The organism is Bradyrhizobium dasycarpum (assembly GCF_042019905.1).
GTDB lineage: Bacteria > Pseudomonadota > Alphaproteobacteria > Rhizobiales > Xanthobacteraceae > Bradyrhizobium > Bradyrhizobium japonicum_B.
Map to the genome: position 1 here is coordinate 429,663 of NZ_CP169574.1, position 16,998 is coordinate 446,660.

The window sequence follows — 16,998 nt, forward strand, 5'->3', positions numbered from 1 at the left end:
CCGGGGCGCGCCCGCTGAGGCGCGAGCCCGGAATCCATTGCGCTATAGAATCAGCTGTCCGATGGATTCGGGCGCATCGCTTCGCGATGCCCCGGAATGACGGCGCAGAGAGCTACAGTGCGGCCCCCACACCTTCCGCCACCGGCCGGAAGTTCGCAAAATCCCAGCCGCGTCCTGGCGCGGCGTCGAGCAGCGCCTTGGTGTAGGCCTGCTGCGGATGCGTCAGCACCTCGGCAGCCGGGCCCTGCTCGACCACGCGGCCGTGCTGCATCACCACGACCTCGTCGCAGATTTGCGCCGCGACGCGCAAATCGTGGGTGATGAACAGGATGGCGATGCCGAGCCGGGTCTGGATCTCGTCGAGCAGGTCCAGCACCTGCGCCTGCACCGAGACGTCGAGCGCGGAGACCGCTTCGTCGGCCACCAGCACGTCCGGATCGAGCGCGAGCGCGCGGGCAATGGCGATGCGCTGGCGCTGGCCGCCGGAGAACTGGTGCGGATAGCGCGACACCGCGTCGGGGGGCAGGCCGACCAGCTCGAGCAGCTCGCGCGCCCGCTTCATAGCGTCAGCGTGCGCGACGCCGTAATTGATCGGGCCTTCGGCAATGCTCTCGCCGACAGTGACGCGCGGGTTGAGCGAGCGGTAGGGATCCTGGAACACGATCTGGATCTTTTGCCGGTGCGGCTGCAGCAGGCGCCGCGAAATGTCGGCGATCTCGCGGCCGGCGAGGCGGATGCCGCCGGAGGTCGGGTCGATCAGGCGGACGATGCAGCGCGCTACTGTCGACTTGCCCGAGCCGCTCTCGCCGACGATGCCGAGCGTGCGGCCCTTGCGCAGGGTCAGCGTCACCTTGTCGGCGGCAACGACCTCGCGGCCTTTGCCGAAGAAGGCGCGCTCCTTGTAGACCTTGCTGAGCTCGTTGGCTTCCAGCACGACCGGCTCCTTGGTCTCGGGTCGCGCCGCGCGCGGCACCAGGCTCGGCACCGCAGAGAGCAGATTGCGGGTGTACTCCATGGTGGGATTGCGCAGCACGGTGTCGAGCGGGCCGGTCTCGACCAGGCGGCCCTGCCGCATCACCGCGACGCGGTCGGCGATCTCGGCGACCACGCCCATGTCGTGGGTGATGAACAGCACCGCGGTGCCGTGATCGCGCTGCAGCTCGCGGATCAGCGTCAGGATCTGCTTCTGCGTGGTGACGTCGAGCGCGGTGGTCGGCTCGTCGGCGATCAGCAGCTTCGGCTCCAGCACCAGGGCCATCGCGATCATGATGCGCTGGCGCTGGCCGCCGGAGAGCCGATGCGGGTAGGACGCGAAGATGCGTTCGACCTGGGGCAGGTGGACCTGCTCCATCATGTCGAGAATGCGCTTCTTGCGCGCCTTGGCGTCGAGGCTGGTGTGCGCGCGCAGCACCTCGTCGATCTGACGGCCGACCGGCACGACAGGATTGAGCGCGGTCATCGGCTCCTGGAAGATCATCGCCATCTGCGTGGCGCGAAGCTGTCGCAGGCGGCGATCGGTGGCGGCGAGCAGCTCCTCGCCGACCAGTTTGATGCTGCCGGCGGTGGGCACCAGTGTGCCCTTCGGCAGCAGGCCCATCGTGGTGAGCGAGGTCACCGACTTGCCCGAGCCGCTTTCGCCGACAAGACACAGCGTCTCGCGCTCGCGCACCTGGATCGAGATGTCGTCGATGATCTTCGGCCCGCCTGGCTTCTTGCCGACGGAGACGACGAGGTTGTTGATGTCGAGGATAATGTTGGTCACGTCAATTCTCTCCGCCGTCATTCCGGGGCGCGCGCAGCGCGGCCCGGAATTCATCGGGCCGCAGTGTCGGTGTTGAAATGGATTCCGGGTTCGCGACGGCGTCGCGGCCCGGAGTGCCGAAACTGAGGACCTCACTTCCCCTCCCGCTGCTTCATGCGCGGATCGAGGGCGTCGCGGGCGGCGTCGCCGATCAGATTGATGCTGAGGATGGCGATCGAGAGCAGAAGGCCCGGCCAGAAGATCAGCGACGGCTTGATCTGGAAGTACTGGCGGCCCTCGGCCATGATGTTGCCCCAGGTCGGCGTCTCCGGTGAGATGCCGGCGCCGAGGAAGGACAGGATGGCCTCGGTGAGGATGGCGCTGGCGCAAATATAGGTGCCCTGCACGATCAGCGGGGCGACCGTATTCGGCATCAGGTGCCGCAACATGATTTTCGGCAGGCTGGAGCCGACCGAAATCGCGGCTTCGACGTAAGGCTCCTCCCGTGCCGAGAGCACGACGGAGCGCACCAGGCGCGCGACGCGGGGGATCTCCGGAATCGTGATTGCGATCAGCACGGTCCAGAGGCTGGCGCCGGACAGCGACACCACGGCGATCGCGAGCAGGATGCTCGGCATCGCCATCAGGCCGTCCATGACGCGCATCAGCACGGCATCGACCAGCTTGAAGAAGCCGGAGACGAGGCCGATCGCGAGCCCGATGGCAATCGACAGGATGGCCGCGCCGATGCCGATCAGCAGCGAGATGCGGCCGCCATAGAGGACGCGCGAGGCCAGGTCACGGCCGTAGGCATCGGTGCCGAGCAGGAATTGCGCGGACGACGGCTTGAGCCGTTGCGACGGCGCGAGCTGGATCGGATCATGGGGCGCGATCAGCGGCGCGAAGATCGAGACCAGCACGATCAAGGCGAGCAGGACCGTCGCCGTGGCGATGATCGGCGTCGAGGTGAGGAATCCGAACCGCGGCCGCAGCGGCGACGTGATCGGAATGGAGGACTGTGGAAGGGTATCGACCGACATGTTCGTTCTTAAATCCTTGCCTCAGTACCGGATCCGGGGATCGAGCAGGGTGTACGCGACGTCGATCAGAAGATTGACGACGACATAGACGAGCGATGTCAGCAGGATCATCGCCTGGATCACCGGATAGTCGCGCGCCAGCACCGCGTCCACGGTGAGGCGGCCGATGCCGGGTATGTTGAACACGCTCTCGGTGACGACGACGCCGGAGATCAGCAGCGCGAAGCCGGTGCCGATCACGGTAATCACAGGCACCGCGGCGTTCCGCAGCGCATGGCGCATCATCACCGCAACCTCGTTGATGCCTTTTGCGCGCGCCGTGCGCACATAATCCTCGCCGAGCACGTCCAGCATCGCCGCGCGCGTCATGCGGGCGATCAGCGCGATGTAGATGAAGGAAAGTGCGCAGGTCGGCAGGATGATGCGCTCGAAGAACGGCCCGAAGCCGTTAAAGACGCTGCGGAAGCCCTGCACCGGGACCCAGCGCAGTTCGATGGCGAAGATCTGGATCAGCACATAGCCGACCACGAACACCGGCACCGAGAAGCCGAGCACCGACAGGCCCATCACGAAGCGGTCGATCCAGGTGCCGTGCTTCCATGCCGCGATCACGCCCAGCGGGACTGCGACGATGACGGCGAGGATGATCGTCGACAGCGCGAGCGAGATCGAGGGCTCGACGCGCTGGCTGATCATCTTGATCACCGGCAGGTTGGAGATCAGCGAAGTTCCGAGGTCGCCGTGCAGCAGCTTGTTGACCCAGGTGATGAACTGCACAATCAGCGGCTCGTTGAGGCCGAGCGAGGTGCGGATGCGCTCCAGCCGCTCGGGCGTCGCATTGTCGCCGGCGAGGATCGCGGCGGGATCGCCAGGGGTGAGGCGGAGCAGGAGGAAGACGAACAGCGCGACGACGCCCATCACGGGCACGGCGGCGAGGATTCGGCGAAAGAGATATCCGAGCAAGTTGGATCCGTCAGATTAGAGTCAAATCGTGGCAGCGAGGGTCTGTTCTGCCATCAGCCTAACATTTCAGCAATTCCCGTGCCATCAGGGTCGCGGTTTTTGCAGTGCGGTCAGCTGTTTTGGCAGCGTGTAGCCCCTTCCGATGCTTTGTCATTCCGGGGCGCGTCGCAGACGCGAACCCGGAATCTCGAGATTCCGGGTGCGACGCTACGCGCCGCCCCGGAATGACGGCCTGCACCATCACTCCAGTGTCGCCAAGAGTCCCGCCATCAGCCGACCGCGCTCAACGAGGCTCTCGACTTCGATATACTCTTCCAGCGTGTGGCCGTTGCCGCCGCGCACGCCAAGGCCGTCGAGCGTCGGGATGCCCATCGCACCGGTGAAGTTGCCGTCGGAGCCGCCGCCGGAGCTCGCATGGGGTAATTCCGCGCCGAGAGATTTGGCGATGCCGCGTGCCTTCTCGTACAGCGCCATCGTGCCCGCATCCGGCTCCCATACCGGGCGCGTTACGCCGCGCGTCACCTTGAAGGTGACGTCGTTGGTCGTGCCTGACAGCGCCAGCATCCGCTCGACGCCGCGGTCGAGATCGGCTTGCCGCTTGGCCATGGAGAGCGCTTCGCCGGTGGCGGTCGTGGCAACGCAATTGACCCATTGCCCGCCATGCACGACGCCGACCGAGAAGGTGCAGTCCTCCGTCGTCATCGCGTCGATCGCGAGGATCTGCCGCGCCATCTCGCGGATTGCCGAACGGCCCGCCGACAGCGTCGCGCCGGCGTGACTCGGCCGTCCCGTCGCCCTCGAGATTGAAGCGTGCGATGGCGTAACGTCCGGTGGTGACGCCGTTGTCGGCCCGGCCGGGCTCGGGCACCAGTACATATTTGTTGCGCGCGGCTTCCGCCTCGATGATGTCTCGCGTCGAGGGCGTGCCGACTTCCTCATCCGGCGTAAACAGCACGGTGATCGGCAGCGGCGTGGTGAAGGATGCGCGCGCCAGCTGCCGGATCGCTTCCAGCGAGAGGTAGTTGCCGCCCTTCATGTCATAGATGCCGGGGCCGTAGCACTTGTTGCCCTCGCGCCGCCATTTCAGCTTCTCGATGGTGCCGACCGGGTGGACGGTATCCATGTGTCCGGCGATCAGGATGCCGGGCTCGCCCTGTCTCGGATGCGGAAAGCGCGCGCGGATCACGCCGCCAAAGCCCTGACGGCCCGCGATGCGCTCGATCGTCGCACCCATGATGGCCATATCCCGCGCTGCGATATCGAGCATCCTGTCGACGGCGTCGGCATCCCAGGTCGGGCTCTCGCATTCCACCCAGGTGCGCAGGCCTTCGAGCATGGCCTCGGAATCGAAGGGAAGATTGGCTGGATTCATCTCAATGTCTCTCAAGCTTCGAAAGATGGAACGCGCATTGCATCGCCGCGGGTGAGACGAGCGGAGAGTGTTGTAGAGCCAAACCGATCCTTGTGGAGCCCGTGCGCACGCCGCCAGGGCCTGCAGCGAAACCGGATTGACGCGCTCGGCACTGTCTGCAAGTCTCGAAAGATAAAGGCATTGCATGGGGTTAGTTCGCCCAAGGAACGAACCACATGCTCAATCAATAACCCGCCTTTGAACAGTTTCACGTCAGGAGAAACTTTTTATGTTGCACTTCATGCGCCGGGGGCCTCGCGCGTTTGCCTCCAAACTCGCGCTGTCTGTCGTCGCGCTTTCGACGGCGCTCGCCTCGCCGGTGCTCGCCGCCGGCAAGACCATCACGGCGGTGATGCATTCCGATCTGCGCATCATCGATCCGATCTTCACCACGGCCTACATCACGCGTGACCACGGCTACATGGTTTACGACACGCTGGTGGCCACCGATTCGAACTTCAAGGTCCAGCCGCAGATGGCGGACTGGAAGATCTCCGACGACAAGCTCACCTACACCTTCACGCTCCGCGACGGGCTGAAGTGGCATGACGGCGCGCCGGTAACGGCGGAGGATTGCGTCGCTTCGCTGAAGCGCTGGGCTGCGGTCGACGGCATGGGCCAGAAGCTCATGGACTTCACCGCGAGCATCGAGGCGACCGACGCCAAGACCATCACGTTGAAGCTGAAGGAGGCTTACGGCCTCGTGCTCGACTCCATCGGCAAGCCGTCCTCGCGCGTCGCCTTCATGATGCCGAAGCGCCTCGCCGAGACGCCGCCGGACAAGCAGATCCCCGAGCAGATCGGTTCGGGTCCCTTCAAGTTCGTGCAGGGCGAATTCCAGCCGGGCGTGAAGGCGGTCTACGTCAAGAACACCGATTACGTGCCGCGCAAGGAGCCGGCGAGCTGGACCTCCGGCGGCAAGGTCGTGAAGGTCGACCGCGTCGAGTGGATCACCATGCCGGACTCGCAGACCGCGGTGAACGCGCTGCAGTCGGGCGACATCGATTTCATGGAGAACCTGCCGTTCGACATGCTGCCGGTGCTGGAACCCAACAAGGAGCTCACGATCGAGGTCCTGAACAAGTTCGGCTTTCAGACGCTCGGCCGGATGAACTTCCTTCATCCGCCGTTCGACAACGTGAAGGTGCGTCGCGCCGCCTTGCTGGCGATGAACCAGAAGGACGTGCTCGACGCGCTGGTCGGCAACGCCAAATATCAGAAGATCTGTGGCGCCTTCTTCATTTGCGACACGCCGCTCGCAACCGATGCGGGCTCCGAGACCCTGATCAAGGGCAACGGAATGGCGGAAGCCAAGAAGGCACTGGCCGAGTCCGGCTATGACGGTACGCCGATCGTGATCATGGCCCCTGGCGATGTCACGACGCTGAAGGCGCAGCCGATCGTTGCGGCCCAGCTGCTGCGCGAGGCCGGCTTCAAGGTCGACCTTCAGGCGACCGACTGGCAGACGGTGGTGAGCCGCCGCGCCAGCCAGAAGCCGCCGAAGGAAGGCGGCTGGAACATGTTCTTCACCAACTGGGTCGCGGCCGACGTGTCCAACCCGATCGCCAATCTCTCGATCGGCGGCCAGGGCAAGAAGGGCTGGTTCGGCTGGGCGGAGGACGCCAAGATCGAGCAACTCAAGGACGCTTTCGTCCGCGCGGCCTCGGTCGACGAGCAGAAGAAGATCGCCGCCGACATCCAGAAGCAGGCCTATGAGCAGGTGATCTACATTCCGCTGGGGCAGTATCTGATCCCGAGCGGCTGGCGCAAATCGCTGGCCGGTGTGCTCGACGGTCCCGCGACGCCGGTGTTCTGGAACATCGACAAGAAGGAGTAGGCGATCCCGCCTGCGTTTGAAAAGCGAAAGGCGCCGCGGGTGAAACCGCGGCGCCTTTTCTATGTGAGGCTATCGGTCTCGATCAGCAGTGGCTGTCGCGCACCTGCTCGAGACCTTCACTTGCGAATGGCAGGCTTCGGTTCGGCCGCTGCTCGGATATTTCGCTGGGGGCAGCCCGCTCGGTCTCCCACGCGGGCTGATCCGCTCTGCTCTCTTGTTCCATCTCGCCGATCCCTTCAATTGCTGCAGTACAACATCGAGAGGTCCGGGAAGTTCCTCAGGCGATGGGGCGATGATGCGGCCTGAACAGCCGTCCCTTCTCGACCACCAGCACGATCGCGAGCGCGGCGAGCGTCGACAGGAAGAAGCCGATCGAGAAGGGCAGCAGCGTGCCGTCGAAGCTCTGCCCGATCGCCATGCCGACCACGATCCCGATCAGCGTCGTGATCGAGCCGTAAAGCGACGAGGCGGTCCCCGCGATGTGGCCCTGCGGCTCCATCGCGAGTGCGGTGAAGTTCGCGACCATCATGCCGAACGAGAACATCATCAGGGCGGAGAGCACCATGAACAAGGCGAGGGGCAGCATGCCGAGGCTCTCCGTCAGCAGCATCACGACGGCCACGACCGTGTAGAGCGTCAGCGCCCCGTGCGAGATCACGCGCATGCCGAGCCGCCCGACCAGCCTTGCATTGAGGAAGCCGGCAATGGCGACGCCGGCCGCGATCGCCGCGAAAGCGAGCGGGAAGTAATGGCCGAGGCGATAGATGTCGGTGAAGACCTGCTGGGCGCAGAAGACATAACCGAACAGGGCGCCCATCACGCTGCCGGCGGCCGTGGCATAGCCGATGGTCTGGCGATGGGTGACGGTTTGCCGGAACGCCGAAAGCACGTCGGCGGGCGCCAGCGACCGGCGCTCGGATTGGGGCAGGGTTTCAGGTAGCCGCAGCACGCACCATGCGAGTGCGAGCAGGCCGTACAGCATCAGCACCACGAAGATGCCGCGCCACGCGGTCACCAGCAGCACCGCCTGTCCGAACGAGGGGGCGACCACGGGCACCGCGATGAACACCATCATGGCGAGCGACATCACGCTCGCCATGCGGCGGCCGACATAGCAATCGCGCACGATCGAAGTCGCGATCACGCGCGTCGCCGCGGTGCCGAGTCCCTGGAGCGCACGTGCCAGCAGCAGCGTCTCGAATGAGGGCGCGGCGACCGCCAGCACGCTCGCCACCGCATAGACCGCCATGCCGCCGAGCAGCACCGGCCGGCGGCCGAAGCGGTCCGACAGGGGGCCCATGACGAACTGGCCGACACCAAAGCCGATCAGGAAGGTCGACAGCACCAATTGGAGATGATTGGCGACAGGAATCCTGAAGGCTGCCCCGATATTGGGCAGCGCCGGCAGCATCATGTCCATCGCGAGCGGATTCAGCGCCATGATGGACGCGATCACGATGACGAATTCCGGAAAGCGCATCGGGCGGTGTCCCGTGGACACCCAGTCGTCGGCATTGACGTCAGACAAGAAGCTCACCTCTCGATTTCAAGGGCTTTATCCGCCGCCTATGCTGCGCTGCACAACCCACGTTTCGGGATGGCTGGCAGACGGAGCGGGTGCGGACAAGACTTGGTGAGCGGTCAGCCCTGCGCAGGACCGACCCCGGCATCGATCGCGGGTGTGTTCATCGCTGGTTCGGCCGGCTCAAGCCCCGGCAGGCCTTATCTGGGAGCGGCCTGTTGCCGTGTGTAGAGGCTGACATACGCGCCGGTATATTCCTCTTTCCAGCCCCTCTCGCCGACCAGGAAGTGCCGCAGCTGGTCATGCGCTCTGATCCAGAGCACCGCATCGATCCTGTACTTGGCGATCACCTTGTCCCAGGTCGCCGCGTCGATGTCCCACCGCACCAGCGCGAGATAGTCCCGCAGCAGCGCGTCGGGGTAGGCGGTCGCAGCCCGGCCGTCGACGAAGAGGGGCACCGATCCCTGGGTTCTGAAGATCAGGAGCCCGCCGACGTTCCAATGGTTGAGCAGGTGCCCGCGCGGGCTGTGCGCCTCGAGATAGCGAGCATCTGCTTCCGAGAGCATGTCGGGCAATGCCAGCGCCGGTCTCACCTGCATGAACGTGACGGGCAGCAACAACATGCCGACGACGCCTGCCGCCAGCATCGCGCGCCGCCCCTCGAGGCCCCGGAGCTTCGGCAGCAGCCGGTCGATGTGCAGCGCCATCGGGACGCTCGAGAAGATGAAGAAGAACGCGGTGTATCTGAACTGGTAGAGGCCCAGAAAAAGGAAGAGCCACGCCAGCACGCGCGCTTCGAGCGGCACGCGCGTGGAGTTCCGATATCGCAGCTCCAGGGCCACGAATGTCAGCGCATAGGCGATGCCGGGAAGGCTCCCCGGCAGCTCCACGTTGTGAAAATAGGACCGCCATTCGCTGATGTCGGCCTGCACGAAATGACCCAGCGTCGCCGTCACGCCGTCATAGATGTGCCATCCCAGCGGATTGACGAAGATCGCGACGAAGCATCCGACGCCCGCCAGGCAGTAATCGCGAAAGCCTGTCCAGTCCCGCCGCAGCAAGGCGACGCCGGCGAAGACGCCGAGAATCGGAAAGGCGAGCATGAAGCCGCCATGCAGATTGACCCAGACGATCATCATCGGCGGCAGCAGGAACCATCGTCCCCGCCGCAGGCATTCCGCGTAAAAGACGACCGCGAACAACATCGTCGCGATGTTCGGCGATGCCGCCAGATACATGTTGGGCGAGGCTTCGTAGCAGGGATAGAGCAGGCACGCGGCGAACACCGCAATGCAGACCGCGGGGGCCGAAGCGCCGCTGCTCAAGCCGCAGAAGGCGAGATAGCCGGCGATGACCGCGCCGGAGGCGACGACCATGAGGACGATCCCCGCAAAGCCGGCCTGCTGATACAGCGCGCTGGCCATCACGTCCCAGAGCCAGGACAGATTGTACCATCGCTTGTCGCCGACGGTGAACGCCCACGGATCCTGCAAGGGCACTTCGCCTCGCTGCCTGATCAGGTCTCCGGCGGCGAGGTGCCAGCCCAGATCGTAATGGCCGAGCAGAAGCGGGCCGTTCGACAGGTAGAACACCGCGAGGAAAGCGATCAGGAAGACGTAGACCTCGACCCCGTGCAGGTGAGATGCGGACGCCGCGCGTATTCCGCCAATCCTGGACCGGGACCAATCCTCGCGCGCGTCCATCGGAGCTCTCACCATCGAAGCCAGCCGCTCCAGGCCCTGCGTGTCCCTGGGTCTGCATCGACGGGCAGACATCGCTCGGTTTAGGCGAGGACGATCTAAGGTGGAGTAAAGGCCGGCCGCACCGCCCGGATTCGGCACGCGGAAGGGCGGCTTGGTAAACGAACCGTTGCGTGCCCGGCGCGCGTCATGGGCTGCAAGCCCGCTTGCGGAGGTGGCAGCTTTGCGAGCGTCAGATCTCGTGGTGCGGGCAGCCGGGGTCGAACCGGCACAGCGCTTGCGCACCGAGGGATTTTAAGTCCCTTGCGTCTACCAATTCCGCCATGCCCGCTTTGATCCAACGAGATCAAACACTTAAGTCCATCGCCGGCGGTCTGGAATTGGCGCTTTGCGCCACCGGGGGACGTTTCTTCTCTAAGCGAGCCGGCGCCACAAGGCAAAGCCTCAATCCGGACATGTGTTATTGCTTTAGGCATTCTCATCCACGGGGACTGTTCATCCGACATGCCTGTTTCGTTTCTCTCCCGCTGTCGCTCCGGGCGCGGACTGCTTGCGCTGGGCTTGCTCTGCGCAGCGCTCGCCGGCTGCGCGAGCGTCAGCGACACCATCAGCCCGGCCTTCGTGGACCCGGCCCGCTACGACCTCTGGGATTGCAAGCAGCTTGCCCCCGAACGCAAGAGTCTCGTCAACCGCATCCAGGAGCTCGAGCGGCTGATGGCGAAGGCCGAGACGGGGACGGGGGGCGTCGTCGTCGCAGAGCTCGCCTATCGCAACGATTACGTCGCCGCGCGGGGTCAGCAGAAGCTGCTCGAAGAGACCTGGCGCAGGAACAGATGCCGCGAGAGCGACATGGAGGCGGCGGCACCGCCCGCCGAGCCGGCGGCTGCGCCGGCCGCAGCGGTCAAGCCTGCTCCGAAATCCGGCCGAACGGCACGCTGAGACCGCGGCCGCGCCGGTTCACGGCCGCCAGCCGTAGATCCAGTCCTGCCGCGCCAGCATGCGCTCGGGACCGAGCGCGCGGATCGCAACATCGCGCGCGATCGCCAGCGCCCCGCTGAGATGATAGATGCGGCCCTGCTGCCGCGCGGTGCGCTGCACCCGACGCACCCGCGCCTCGCGCGCCCGGCCGTACTGCTTCAGCGCCGCGGCGATATCAGCGGTGCTCTCGGCGGCTTCAAAGCTCAGATGACGGGCGAGCACCGCGGCATCCTCGATCGCCATGCCGGCGCCCTGGGCTGCAAAGGGCAGCATCGCATGCACGGCATCGCCGAGCAGCGCCACCGGCCCTTTGCTCCAGGGACAGCCGTCGGGCACGCCGAACAGCGCCCATTTCCGCCAGCTGTCGACCGGGGCGAGCAGCATCCGCGCCGACGGCGGCCAGCGCGGGGCGGTGAAAGCGTCCATCACCTCGCGAAAATCGCCGGGCGTGCTCCAGCCCGGAATGTTCCAGGTGCCCGGCAGCACCGCCACCACGTTGATCTGGCGTCCGCCGGCGATCGGATAGGCGACCAGATGGGCGTTCGGGCCCATCCAGAGCTGCACCCGGCGCGCGGTGTAGTCCTTCGGCAGCTGGGTGGCATCGAGCGTGCCGCGCCAGGCGATCAGCCCGGAGAAGCGCGGCTGCACCTCGGGAAACAGATGCTGGCGCACCGTCGACCAGATGCCGTCGGCGCCGATCAGGGCGCTGGCGAGATCGCTGCGGCGGATCGTGCCGCTGCGATGGACCACCGTCAGTCCCTTGGCATGCGGCGCGACGTCCTCGAAGGTGGCGCCCAGCTTCAGGTCGATATCGGGATGATCGGCGACGGCGCCGGCCAGCGCCGATTGCAGGTCGGCGCGGTGCACCACCCAATAGGGGGCGCCGGCCCGCAGCGAGGCGGCTTCGCCGAGCGGCATGCGCAAGAGCTCGCCGCCGGCCCGTGCGCTCATGATCGAGACCGCTTCCGGGACGACGGCGCGCAGCTTGAGGCGCTCGGTGAGGCCGAGCTCGACCAGGACGCGGGTGGCATTGGGGGAGAGCTGCAGGCCGGCGCCGACTTCCTCGAGGCGCTCGGCCTTTTCCAGCACGACGATGCGGAACCCGCGGGCCGCGAGCGCAAGCGCGGCCGTCAGGCCACCGATACCGGCACCGGCGATGACAATCGTTCGGGAGAGCGCCACCCCTGACCGACGGAAGCGGTCAGGCCACCTTGTCCTTCAGGACGCATTCCGGCGGGCGGGCTTCGCCCGGCTTCAGGTCGGCCGCGAAGCGGTACAGCGTCGAGCAATAGGGGCAGATGATCTCGTTGTCGTTGCCGAGGTCGAGGAAGACGTGCGGATGGTCGAACGGAGGGTTGGCGCCCACGCACATGAACTCTTGCGAGCCGATCTCGATGACGGGGACACCGGCATCGTTGTGGAAGTGCGGGACGACATGGTCGGACATCGTAACTCATCCTGGAGTGGCAATGGCGGCAGACACAATCAAGAACTGACGCGGCATCTTTAAGGCGCCGCGGACCATACTGGCGGGTGCAGCTGATTGCTAGTCCGGCGGAACCGAAAGCTCCGCAATTGCCCCATGCTCATTTGCTCATGCAAATTCGACACAATCTTGCGGCCTGAGAGAAGCCCTTCTTTCGTCGGGGACGTTGTGTCGCAATTTTGGCATACTATCTCTGTGGACGCGTGCATTCGAGACGAAAGACGAATTGTCGGCGCGAGCGATCCCAGGGGCATCCGGGCTGTTCCACATGAAGTGGCTGCGAATCAGTACGGCGTTGGCGGGCATTGCCGCGTGCACCTTCCTGCTCGCGCAGGTGGCGCCGCATGCCCGTGAGGCCGGCGCGATCCTCGCTGCCCAGGACGATCCGGCCGCGCTGTCCGAACTGAAGCTCGATGCGATGCTGCGGCAGAACGAGCGGGTGGTTCAGGACAACATCGAGGCCGCGCTCGCCGCGGGTGATGCCGATCTCGCCGACAGTTTCGTCGCGCTCGCGCGCGATCGCAACATCGCGCTGCCGGACGACCTGTTGAACCGCGTCAGCGATGCGGTCAAGGCCGAGAATTCCACTTCGCAATTGGCCAAGCGATTTGCCACCGGTCTCGTCACCGGCAATGCCGACGATGTCGCGAGCCTGTCGGGAACGGTGGCCGGCGATCTCTTCGTGTTCGGCGACATCAGGGACATCGTCCGGGAGGGCAAGCACCTCGCCATGGGCGAGGACACCGATCGCCTCGTGCTCGGGCTTGCGGCCGCCGGCCTCGCGGTGACGGCGGCAACCTACGTCTCCGCCGGTGGTGCGGCACCGGTGCGCGCCGGACTGACGCTGGTGAAGGATGCGCGCAAGGTCGGGCGGCTCGGCGAGGGGCTCGCCACATGGGCCGGCCGCTCCGCGCGCGAGGTCGTCGACACGCCGATGCTCCGCAATGCGGTCGCCAAGGGATCGGTGCTCCGTCCGGGCGCGACGGTGAGCGCGATCAAGGCTGCGTTCCGGGCCGAGAAGGCCGGCGCGCTGGTGCGGCTGGGCAAGGACGTCACGCGCGTCGCCGGGAAGACCGGCACGCGCGGGGCGATGGATACGTTGCGCATCGCCGAAGGTCCGAAGGACGTGGCGCGCGCGGCGCGGCTTGCCGAAGCGCAAGGCAGCAAGACGCGTGCGATCGTGAAGCTGCTCGGCCGCGGCGCGCTGCTGCTGATCGGCGGCGCCTTCGACCTGGCGATGTGGCTGTTCGGCGCGATGCTGACGTTGTTCGGTCTTCTGTCGTCCATTAAGGCGACCACCGAGCGCCTGACCCAGGCCTGGTGCGATCGCAAGCGAGCGCGCCGGCTCCGCCGGGCCCAGGTCGCGGCCGATGCCGCTCTGGCGAACGCCGCCGTCACGGCCTAAGATCGACCATTCCCCCTCAACTTGCGGAACTGAAGATGCCGAGCTTTCACAACGGCGCCGTTGAAATTGCCTATCTCGACGAAGGCGAGGGCGATCCCATCATCCTGGTGCACGGCTTTGCCTCGAGCAAGAACGTGAACTGGGTCTATCCGACCTGGGTGTCGGAGCTGCGCAAGAACGGCCGCCGCGTCATCGCGCTCGACAATCGCGGCCACGGCGAAAGCGCGAAGCTCTACGAGCCCGCGCAATATTCGATTCCGACCATGGCCGGCGACGTGCTGGCGCTGATGGATCATCTCGCCATCCCGCAGGCCGACATCATGGGCTACTCGATGGGCGCGCGGATGGCGGCGTGGCTCTCGCTCAACGAGCCGCAACGGCTGCGTTCGGCGATCTTCGGCGGCATCGGCATCGGTGGCTTAATCGAGGGCACCGGGCCCGGCGAGAACGTGGCGAAAGCGCTGGAGGCGCCCTCGCTGGACGAGGTCACCGATCCCGTGGGGCGTACCTTCCGTGCCTTCGCCGACCAGACCCGCTCCGATCATCGTGCGCTCGCCGCCTGCCTGCGCGGCACGCGCGACCTCATGACCCGGGAGCAAGCCGCGCGCATCGACGTGCCGGTGCTGATCGCGGTCGGCTCGACCGACGACGTCGCCGGCTCCGCCAGCGCGCTGGGCGCGATCATCCCGGGCTCCGAAGTGCTCGACATTCCCAATCGCGACCACATGCGCGCGGTCGGCGACAAGGTCTACAAGACCGGCGTGCTGGATTTTTTGTCACGCCGCGGGTGAGGGCATGTTGTCCAAGTGACGAGGTTGTTGTCCCTCGGGGCAACCCATTCATCTCTTCATGCGCAACGGCCTAACTCCAGATGTGAAGGTTCATTGATCTACGTCATGTAGCTCGCCCCGTGTTCCGATAAGTTGCGATGTGGAGGGTGTCACAACCAGAGTTGATGCCTAGCATCACCGGAGCGGGTCAATGCGCATTCTTCTTCTTCTCGGCCAGACGGCGTCCTCGCTTTGCGCGCGGGAGTTTGCATTCGATCTCGCCCGTTCTGGCGGGGTGCTCGTTTCCGGTCTTTCTGGAATCGATCTCTCTTCCTCACCGTTCCGATGATTGGCGGCATCGGCGCATCGGCGTATCAAGCCAGGCTCGAAGAGATCCGGGGACGGCAAGCGGGCGAGAACAACGCGCGGATGCACGCATCATACGCTGCAGCATGTGATGCGAGCGGCGTCGAGTTCTCGTGGCTCTCTTTCGAAGGTGATCCGCCCGAGGTCTTCCGCGCGGCTTCTGAGACGCGAGATTTGATTGTCACGGGCCACGATACCACCTTTTCAGTCGACCCGCCCGCGGCCTTGCCGGAATTGGTAGCCGGTCTTCTGCTGTTGTCGCCACGGCCAGTCGTCGTCTGCGGCGACGACTATCGCTGTCCCAGCGACGTGTTGGTCGCATATGATGGCAGCCTGCCCGCCATGCGCGCCTTGCAGATGTACGCGCTTCTGGGATTGTGGCGCGAGGCTCGCGTGCACGTGACGTCGATCGCGGCGGAATCGGAGCTTGCGACCCGACGCGCTCATGCTGCGGCTGAGTTCTTACGGAGCCATGAAGTACACTGTACGATCGTTCCGATCGAGTCATCGGTGGACCCATCCGAGGCGATCCGAATTGAGGTGATTGATCGGAGTATCGGTTTGCTGGTGATGGGCGCGTTTGGCCATCGCGGCTGGAGCAACGCGTTGTTTGGCTCGACGACGCGGCGATTGGTCGAGCGGCCGCCTTGTCCCCTGTTCCTTTTTCACTAGAGGCGGGCGTCAGTGCCCGTGCAGATACGCGGCGTACGCACTGAACAGATAGACAGCCAATAGGGCGATGCTGACCCAACCGATTGTGCCGCGGATGCGGGTCTCCGGCTTGTACAGGATCGCGATGATGAAGATTCCCGACATGACGACGGCCGCGAAGGCCGAGATTGCGTGGACGGGCGACACCGAGGACAGCAGGGGTCCGTCGCGATAGGCGAGGTCGTCGATCGCCAGCACGAGCACGTCGAACAGATTGCTTCCGAGCAGGTTGCCGATCGCCATGTCGACGGCCTTTAGCCGCAGTGCGCTGATGCTCACGACCAACTCGGGGATCGACGTCGCCGCGGCGATCAGCAGAGTGCCGACGAAGCTTGTCTGCCAGCCCATCGTATCGGCGATTTGCGCTCCGACGAATGGCAACCAGGTTCCGGCGGCGGCGATCACGGCGGCGGCTGCGGCATAGCGCAGCAGCGCCTCGGACAGGTTGACGCCAGAGCCGGTCTGGACGGTCTCTGGAAGAGGGGTGTGCGCCGCTCGTACTCGAAAGCCGCGCGCATTGCGACGAGGTAGAGCAGGACGAGAAGCGGCGTGTAGATGCTGATATGGAACAGTTCGACACTCAAAGATCCGCGACCGATCAGAATGATGGCACCTACGGTTCCGATCAGGACGATACCAAACCCCGCCGTCAGCACGTGCCCTTGGTCGATTCGCCGGTACAAAGGTTCGCTGCGGCTCAGCTCGTCGAGCAGAACCAGCATCGCAAGATTGAAGACACAACTGCCCAGTGCGTCTCCGACTGCGATGTCCGGCACCCGTGCGATGGCAACCGAGCTGATCCCCGTGAACAATTCCGGCAACGAAGTTGCTGTCGCGAGCAGGACGAGCCCGATCCAGGAGCGGCTCAGTCCTGTCAACCGGGCGATAGCATCGCCGTACCGCGTCAGCACAGGCCCGGCCAGGCCAATCATGATGACACAGAGGGCAAACTCGAACCAAGGTAACGCGGCATTCATCTAGCGACCTCGACCCGGCAAGCAGGACGATGCGCGGTCGACCCGAACTAGCGGCCAATGGCTGCTGACGATGATTGCCACATCGTCCGCC

At 65.3% G+C, this 16,998-nt stretch carries 14 protein-coding genes, 1 tRNA gene and 1 pseudogene; 5 read left to right on the forward strand and 11 right to left on the reverse strand.

Annotated features, from left to right (window positions below; genetic code table 11):
- Positions 1-112 precede the first annotated feature (112 nt).
- The 4 genes and pseudogenes from ACETMP_RS02085 to ACETMP_RS02100 all read right to left on the reverse strand — a co-directional run bounded on the left by ACETMP_RS02085 (position 113) and on the right by ACETMP_RS02100 (position 5,116).
- Entirely contained in the window at positions 113-1,762 is a 1,650-nt protein-coding gene (locus tag ACETMP_RS02085) for an ABC transporter ATP-binding protein (protein WP_375159722.1), read from the reverse strand.
- A 131-nt stretch (positions 1,763-1,893) separates the two neighbouring features.
- Positions 1,894-2,781, reverse strand: coding sequence for an ABC transporter permease (locus ACETMP_RS02090; protein ID WP_028137266.1), 888 nt, complete (start codon positions 2,779-2,781; stop codon positions 1,894-1,896).
- Positions 2,782-2,802: 21 nt separating this feature from the next.
- Positions 2,803-3,744: an ABC transporter permease gene (locus tag ACETMP_RS02095; protein WP_375159723.1), complete on the reverse strand. Its 942-nt coding sequence runs from the start codon at positions 3,742-3,744 to the stop codon at positions 2,803-2,805.
- 240 nt (positions 3,745-3,984) lie between these two features.
- Positions 3,985-5,116, reverse strand: a pseudogene (locus tag ACETMP_RS02100) (M20/M25/M40 family metallo-hydrolase).
- A gap of 268 nt (positions 5,117-5,384) precedes the next feature.
- Between ACETMP_RS02100 and ACETMP_RS02105 the strand changes: the two are divergent.
- On the forward strand, positions 5,385-6,992 hold the full coding sequence (locus tag ACETMP_RS02105) for an ABC transporter substrate-binding protein (protein WP_375159724.1): 1,608 nt from the start codon (positions 5,385-5,387) through the stop codon (positions 6,990-6,992).
- Positions 6,993-7,269: 277 nt separating this feature from the next.
- On the opposite strand, the gene ACETMP_RS02110 is transcribed toward ACETMP_RS02105, so the two are convergent.
- The 3 genes from ACETMP_RS02110 to ACETMP_RS02120 all read right to left on the reverse strand — a co-directional run bounded on the left by ACETMP_RS02110 (position 7,270) and on the right by ACETMP_RS02120 (position 10,545).
- Positions 7,270-8,520, reverse strand: a complete 1,251-nt coding sequence (locus tag ACETMP_RS02110) for a multidrug effflux MFS transporter (RefSeq protein WP_375159725.1) — start codon at positions 8,518-8,520, stop codon at positions 7,270-7,272.
- A gap of 194 nt (positions 8,521-8,714) precedes the next feature.
- Entirely contained in the window at positions 8,715-10,499 is a 1,785-nt protein-coding gene (locus tag ACETMP_RS02115) for a hypothetical protein (protein WP_375159726.1), read from the reverse strand.
- Positions 10,457-10,545, reverse strand: a tRNA-Leu gene (locus tag ACETMP_RS02120). The genes ACETMP_RS02115 and ACETMP_RS02120 overlap by 43 nt, the downstream gene beginning before the upstream one ends.
- 173 nt (positions 10,546-10,718) lie before the next feature.
- On the opposite strand from ACETMP_RS02120, the gene ACETMP_RS02125 reads away from it, so the two are divergent.
- A complete protein-coding gene (locus tag ACETMP_RS02125) occupies positions 10,719-11,153 on the forward strand; it encodes a twin-arginine translocation pathway signal (RefSeq protein ID WP_375159727.1) in 435 nt (144 codons plus the stop codon).
- Between the two features lie 18 nt (positions 11,154-11,171).
- Here ACETMP_RS02125 and ACETMP_RS02130 read toward each other — a convergent pair whose 3' ends face one another.
- Positions 11,172-12,374: an FAD-dependent monooxygenase gene (locus ACETMP_RS02130; RefSeq protein ID WP_375159728.1), complete on the reverse strand. Its 1,203-nt coding sequence runs from the start codon at positions 12,372-12,374 to the stop codon at positions 11,172-11,174.
- 19 nt (positions 12,375-12,393) lie between these two features.
- Entirely contained in the window at positions 12,394-12,639 is a 246-nt protein-coding gene (locus ACETMP_RS02135; protein WP_008562814.1) for a zinc-finger domain-containing protein, read from the reverse strand.
- A gap of 307 nt (positions 12,640-12,946) precedes the next feature.
- Between ACETMP_RS02135 and ACETMP_RS02140 the strand changes: the two genes are divergently transcribed.
- From ACETMP_RS02140 to ACETMP_RS02150, 3 genes are all read left to right on the forward strand, one after another.
- A complete protein-coding gene (locus ACETMP_RS02140; RefSeq protein WP_375159729.1) occupies positions 12,947-14,083 on the forward strand; it encodes a hypothetical protein in 1,137 nt (378 codons plus the stop codon).
- Positions 14,084-14,118: 35 nt separating this feature from the next.
- Positions 14,119-14,874, forward strand: a complete 756-nt coding sequence (locus tag ACETMP_RS02145; protein ID WP_375159730.1) for an alpha/beta fold hydrolase — start codon at positions 14,119-14,121, stop codon at positions 14,872-14,874.
- A gap of 324 nt (positions 14,875-15,198) precedes the next feature.
- Positions 15,199-15,891, forward strand: coding sequence for a universal stress protein (locus tag ACETMP_RS02150; protein WP_375159731.1), 693 nt, complete (start codon positions 15,199-15,201; stop codon positions 15,889-15,891).
- A 9-nt stretch (positions 15,892-15,900) separates the two neighbouring features.
- Here ACETMP_RS02150 and ACETMP_RS02155 read toward each other — a convergent pair whose 3' ends face one another.
- Positions 15,901-16,335 (reverse strand): sodium:calcium antiporter, encoded by a 435-nt coding sequence (locus tag ACETMP_RS02155; RefSeq protein WP_375159732.1) that lies wholly within the window; start codon positions 16,333-16,335, stop codon positions 15,901-15,903.
- Positions 16,332-16,907 carry a sodium:calcium antiporter gene (locus ACETMP_RS02160; RefSeq protein WP_375159733.1) on the reverse strand — a complete coding sequence of 192 codons (576 nt, stop codon included), beginning with the start codon at positions 16,905-16,907 and terminating at the stop codon, positions 16,332-16,334. Before ACETMP_RS02160 ends, ACETMP_RS02155 begins: the two co-directional genes overlap by 4 nt.
- Positions 16,908-16,998: the final 91 nt, after the last annotated feature.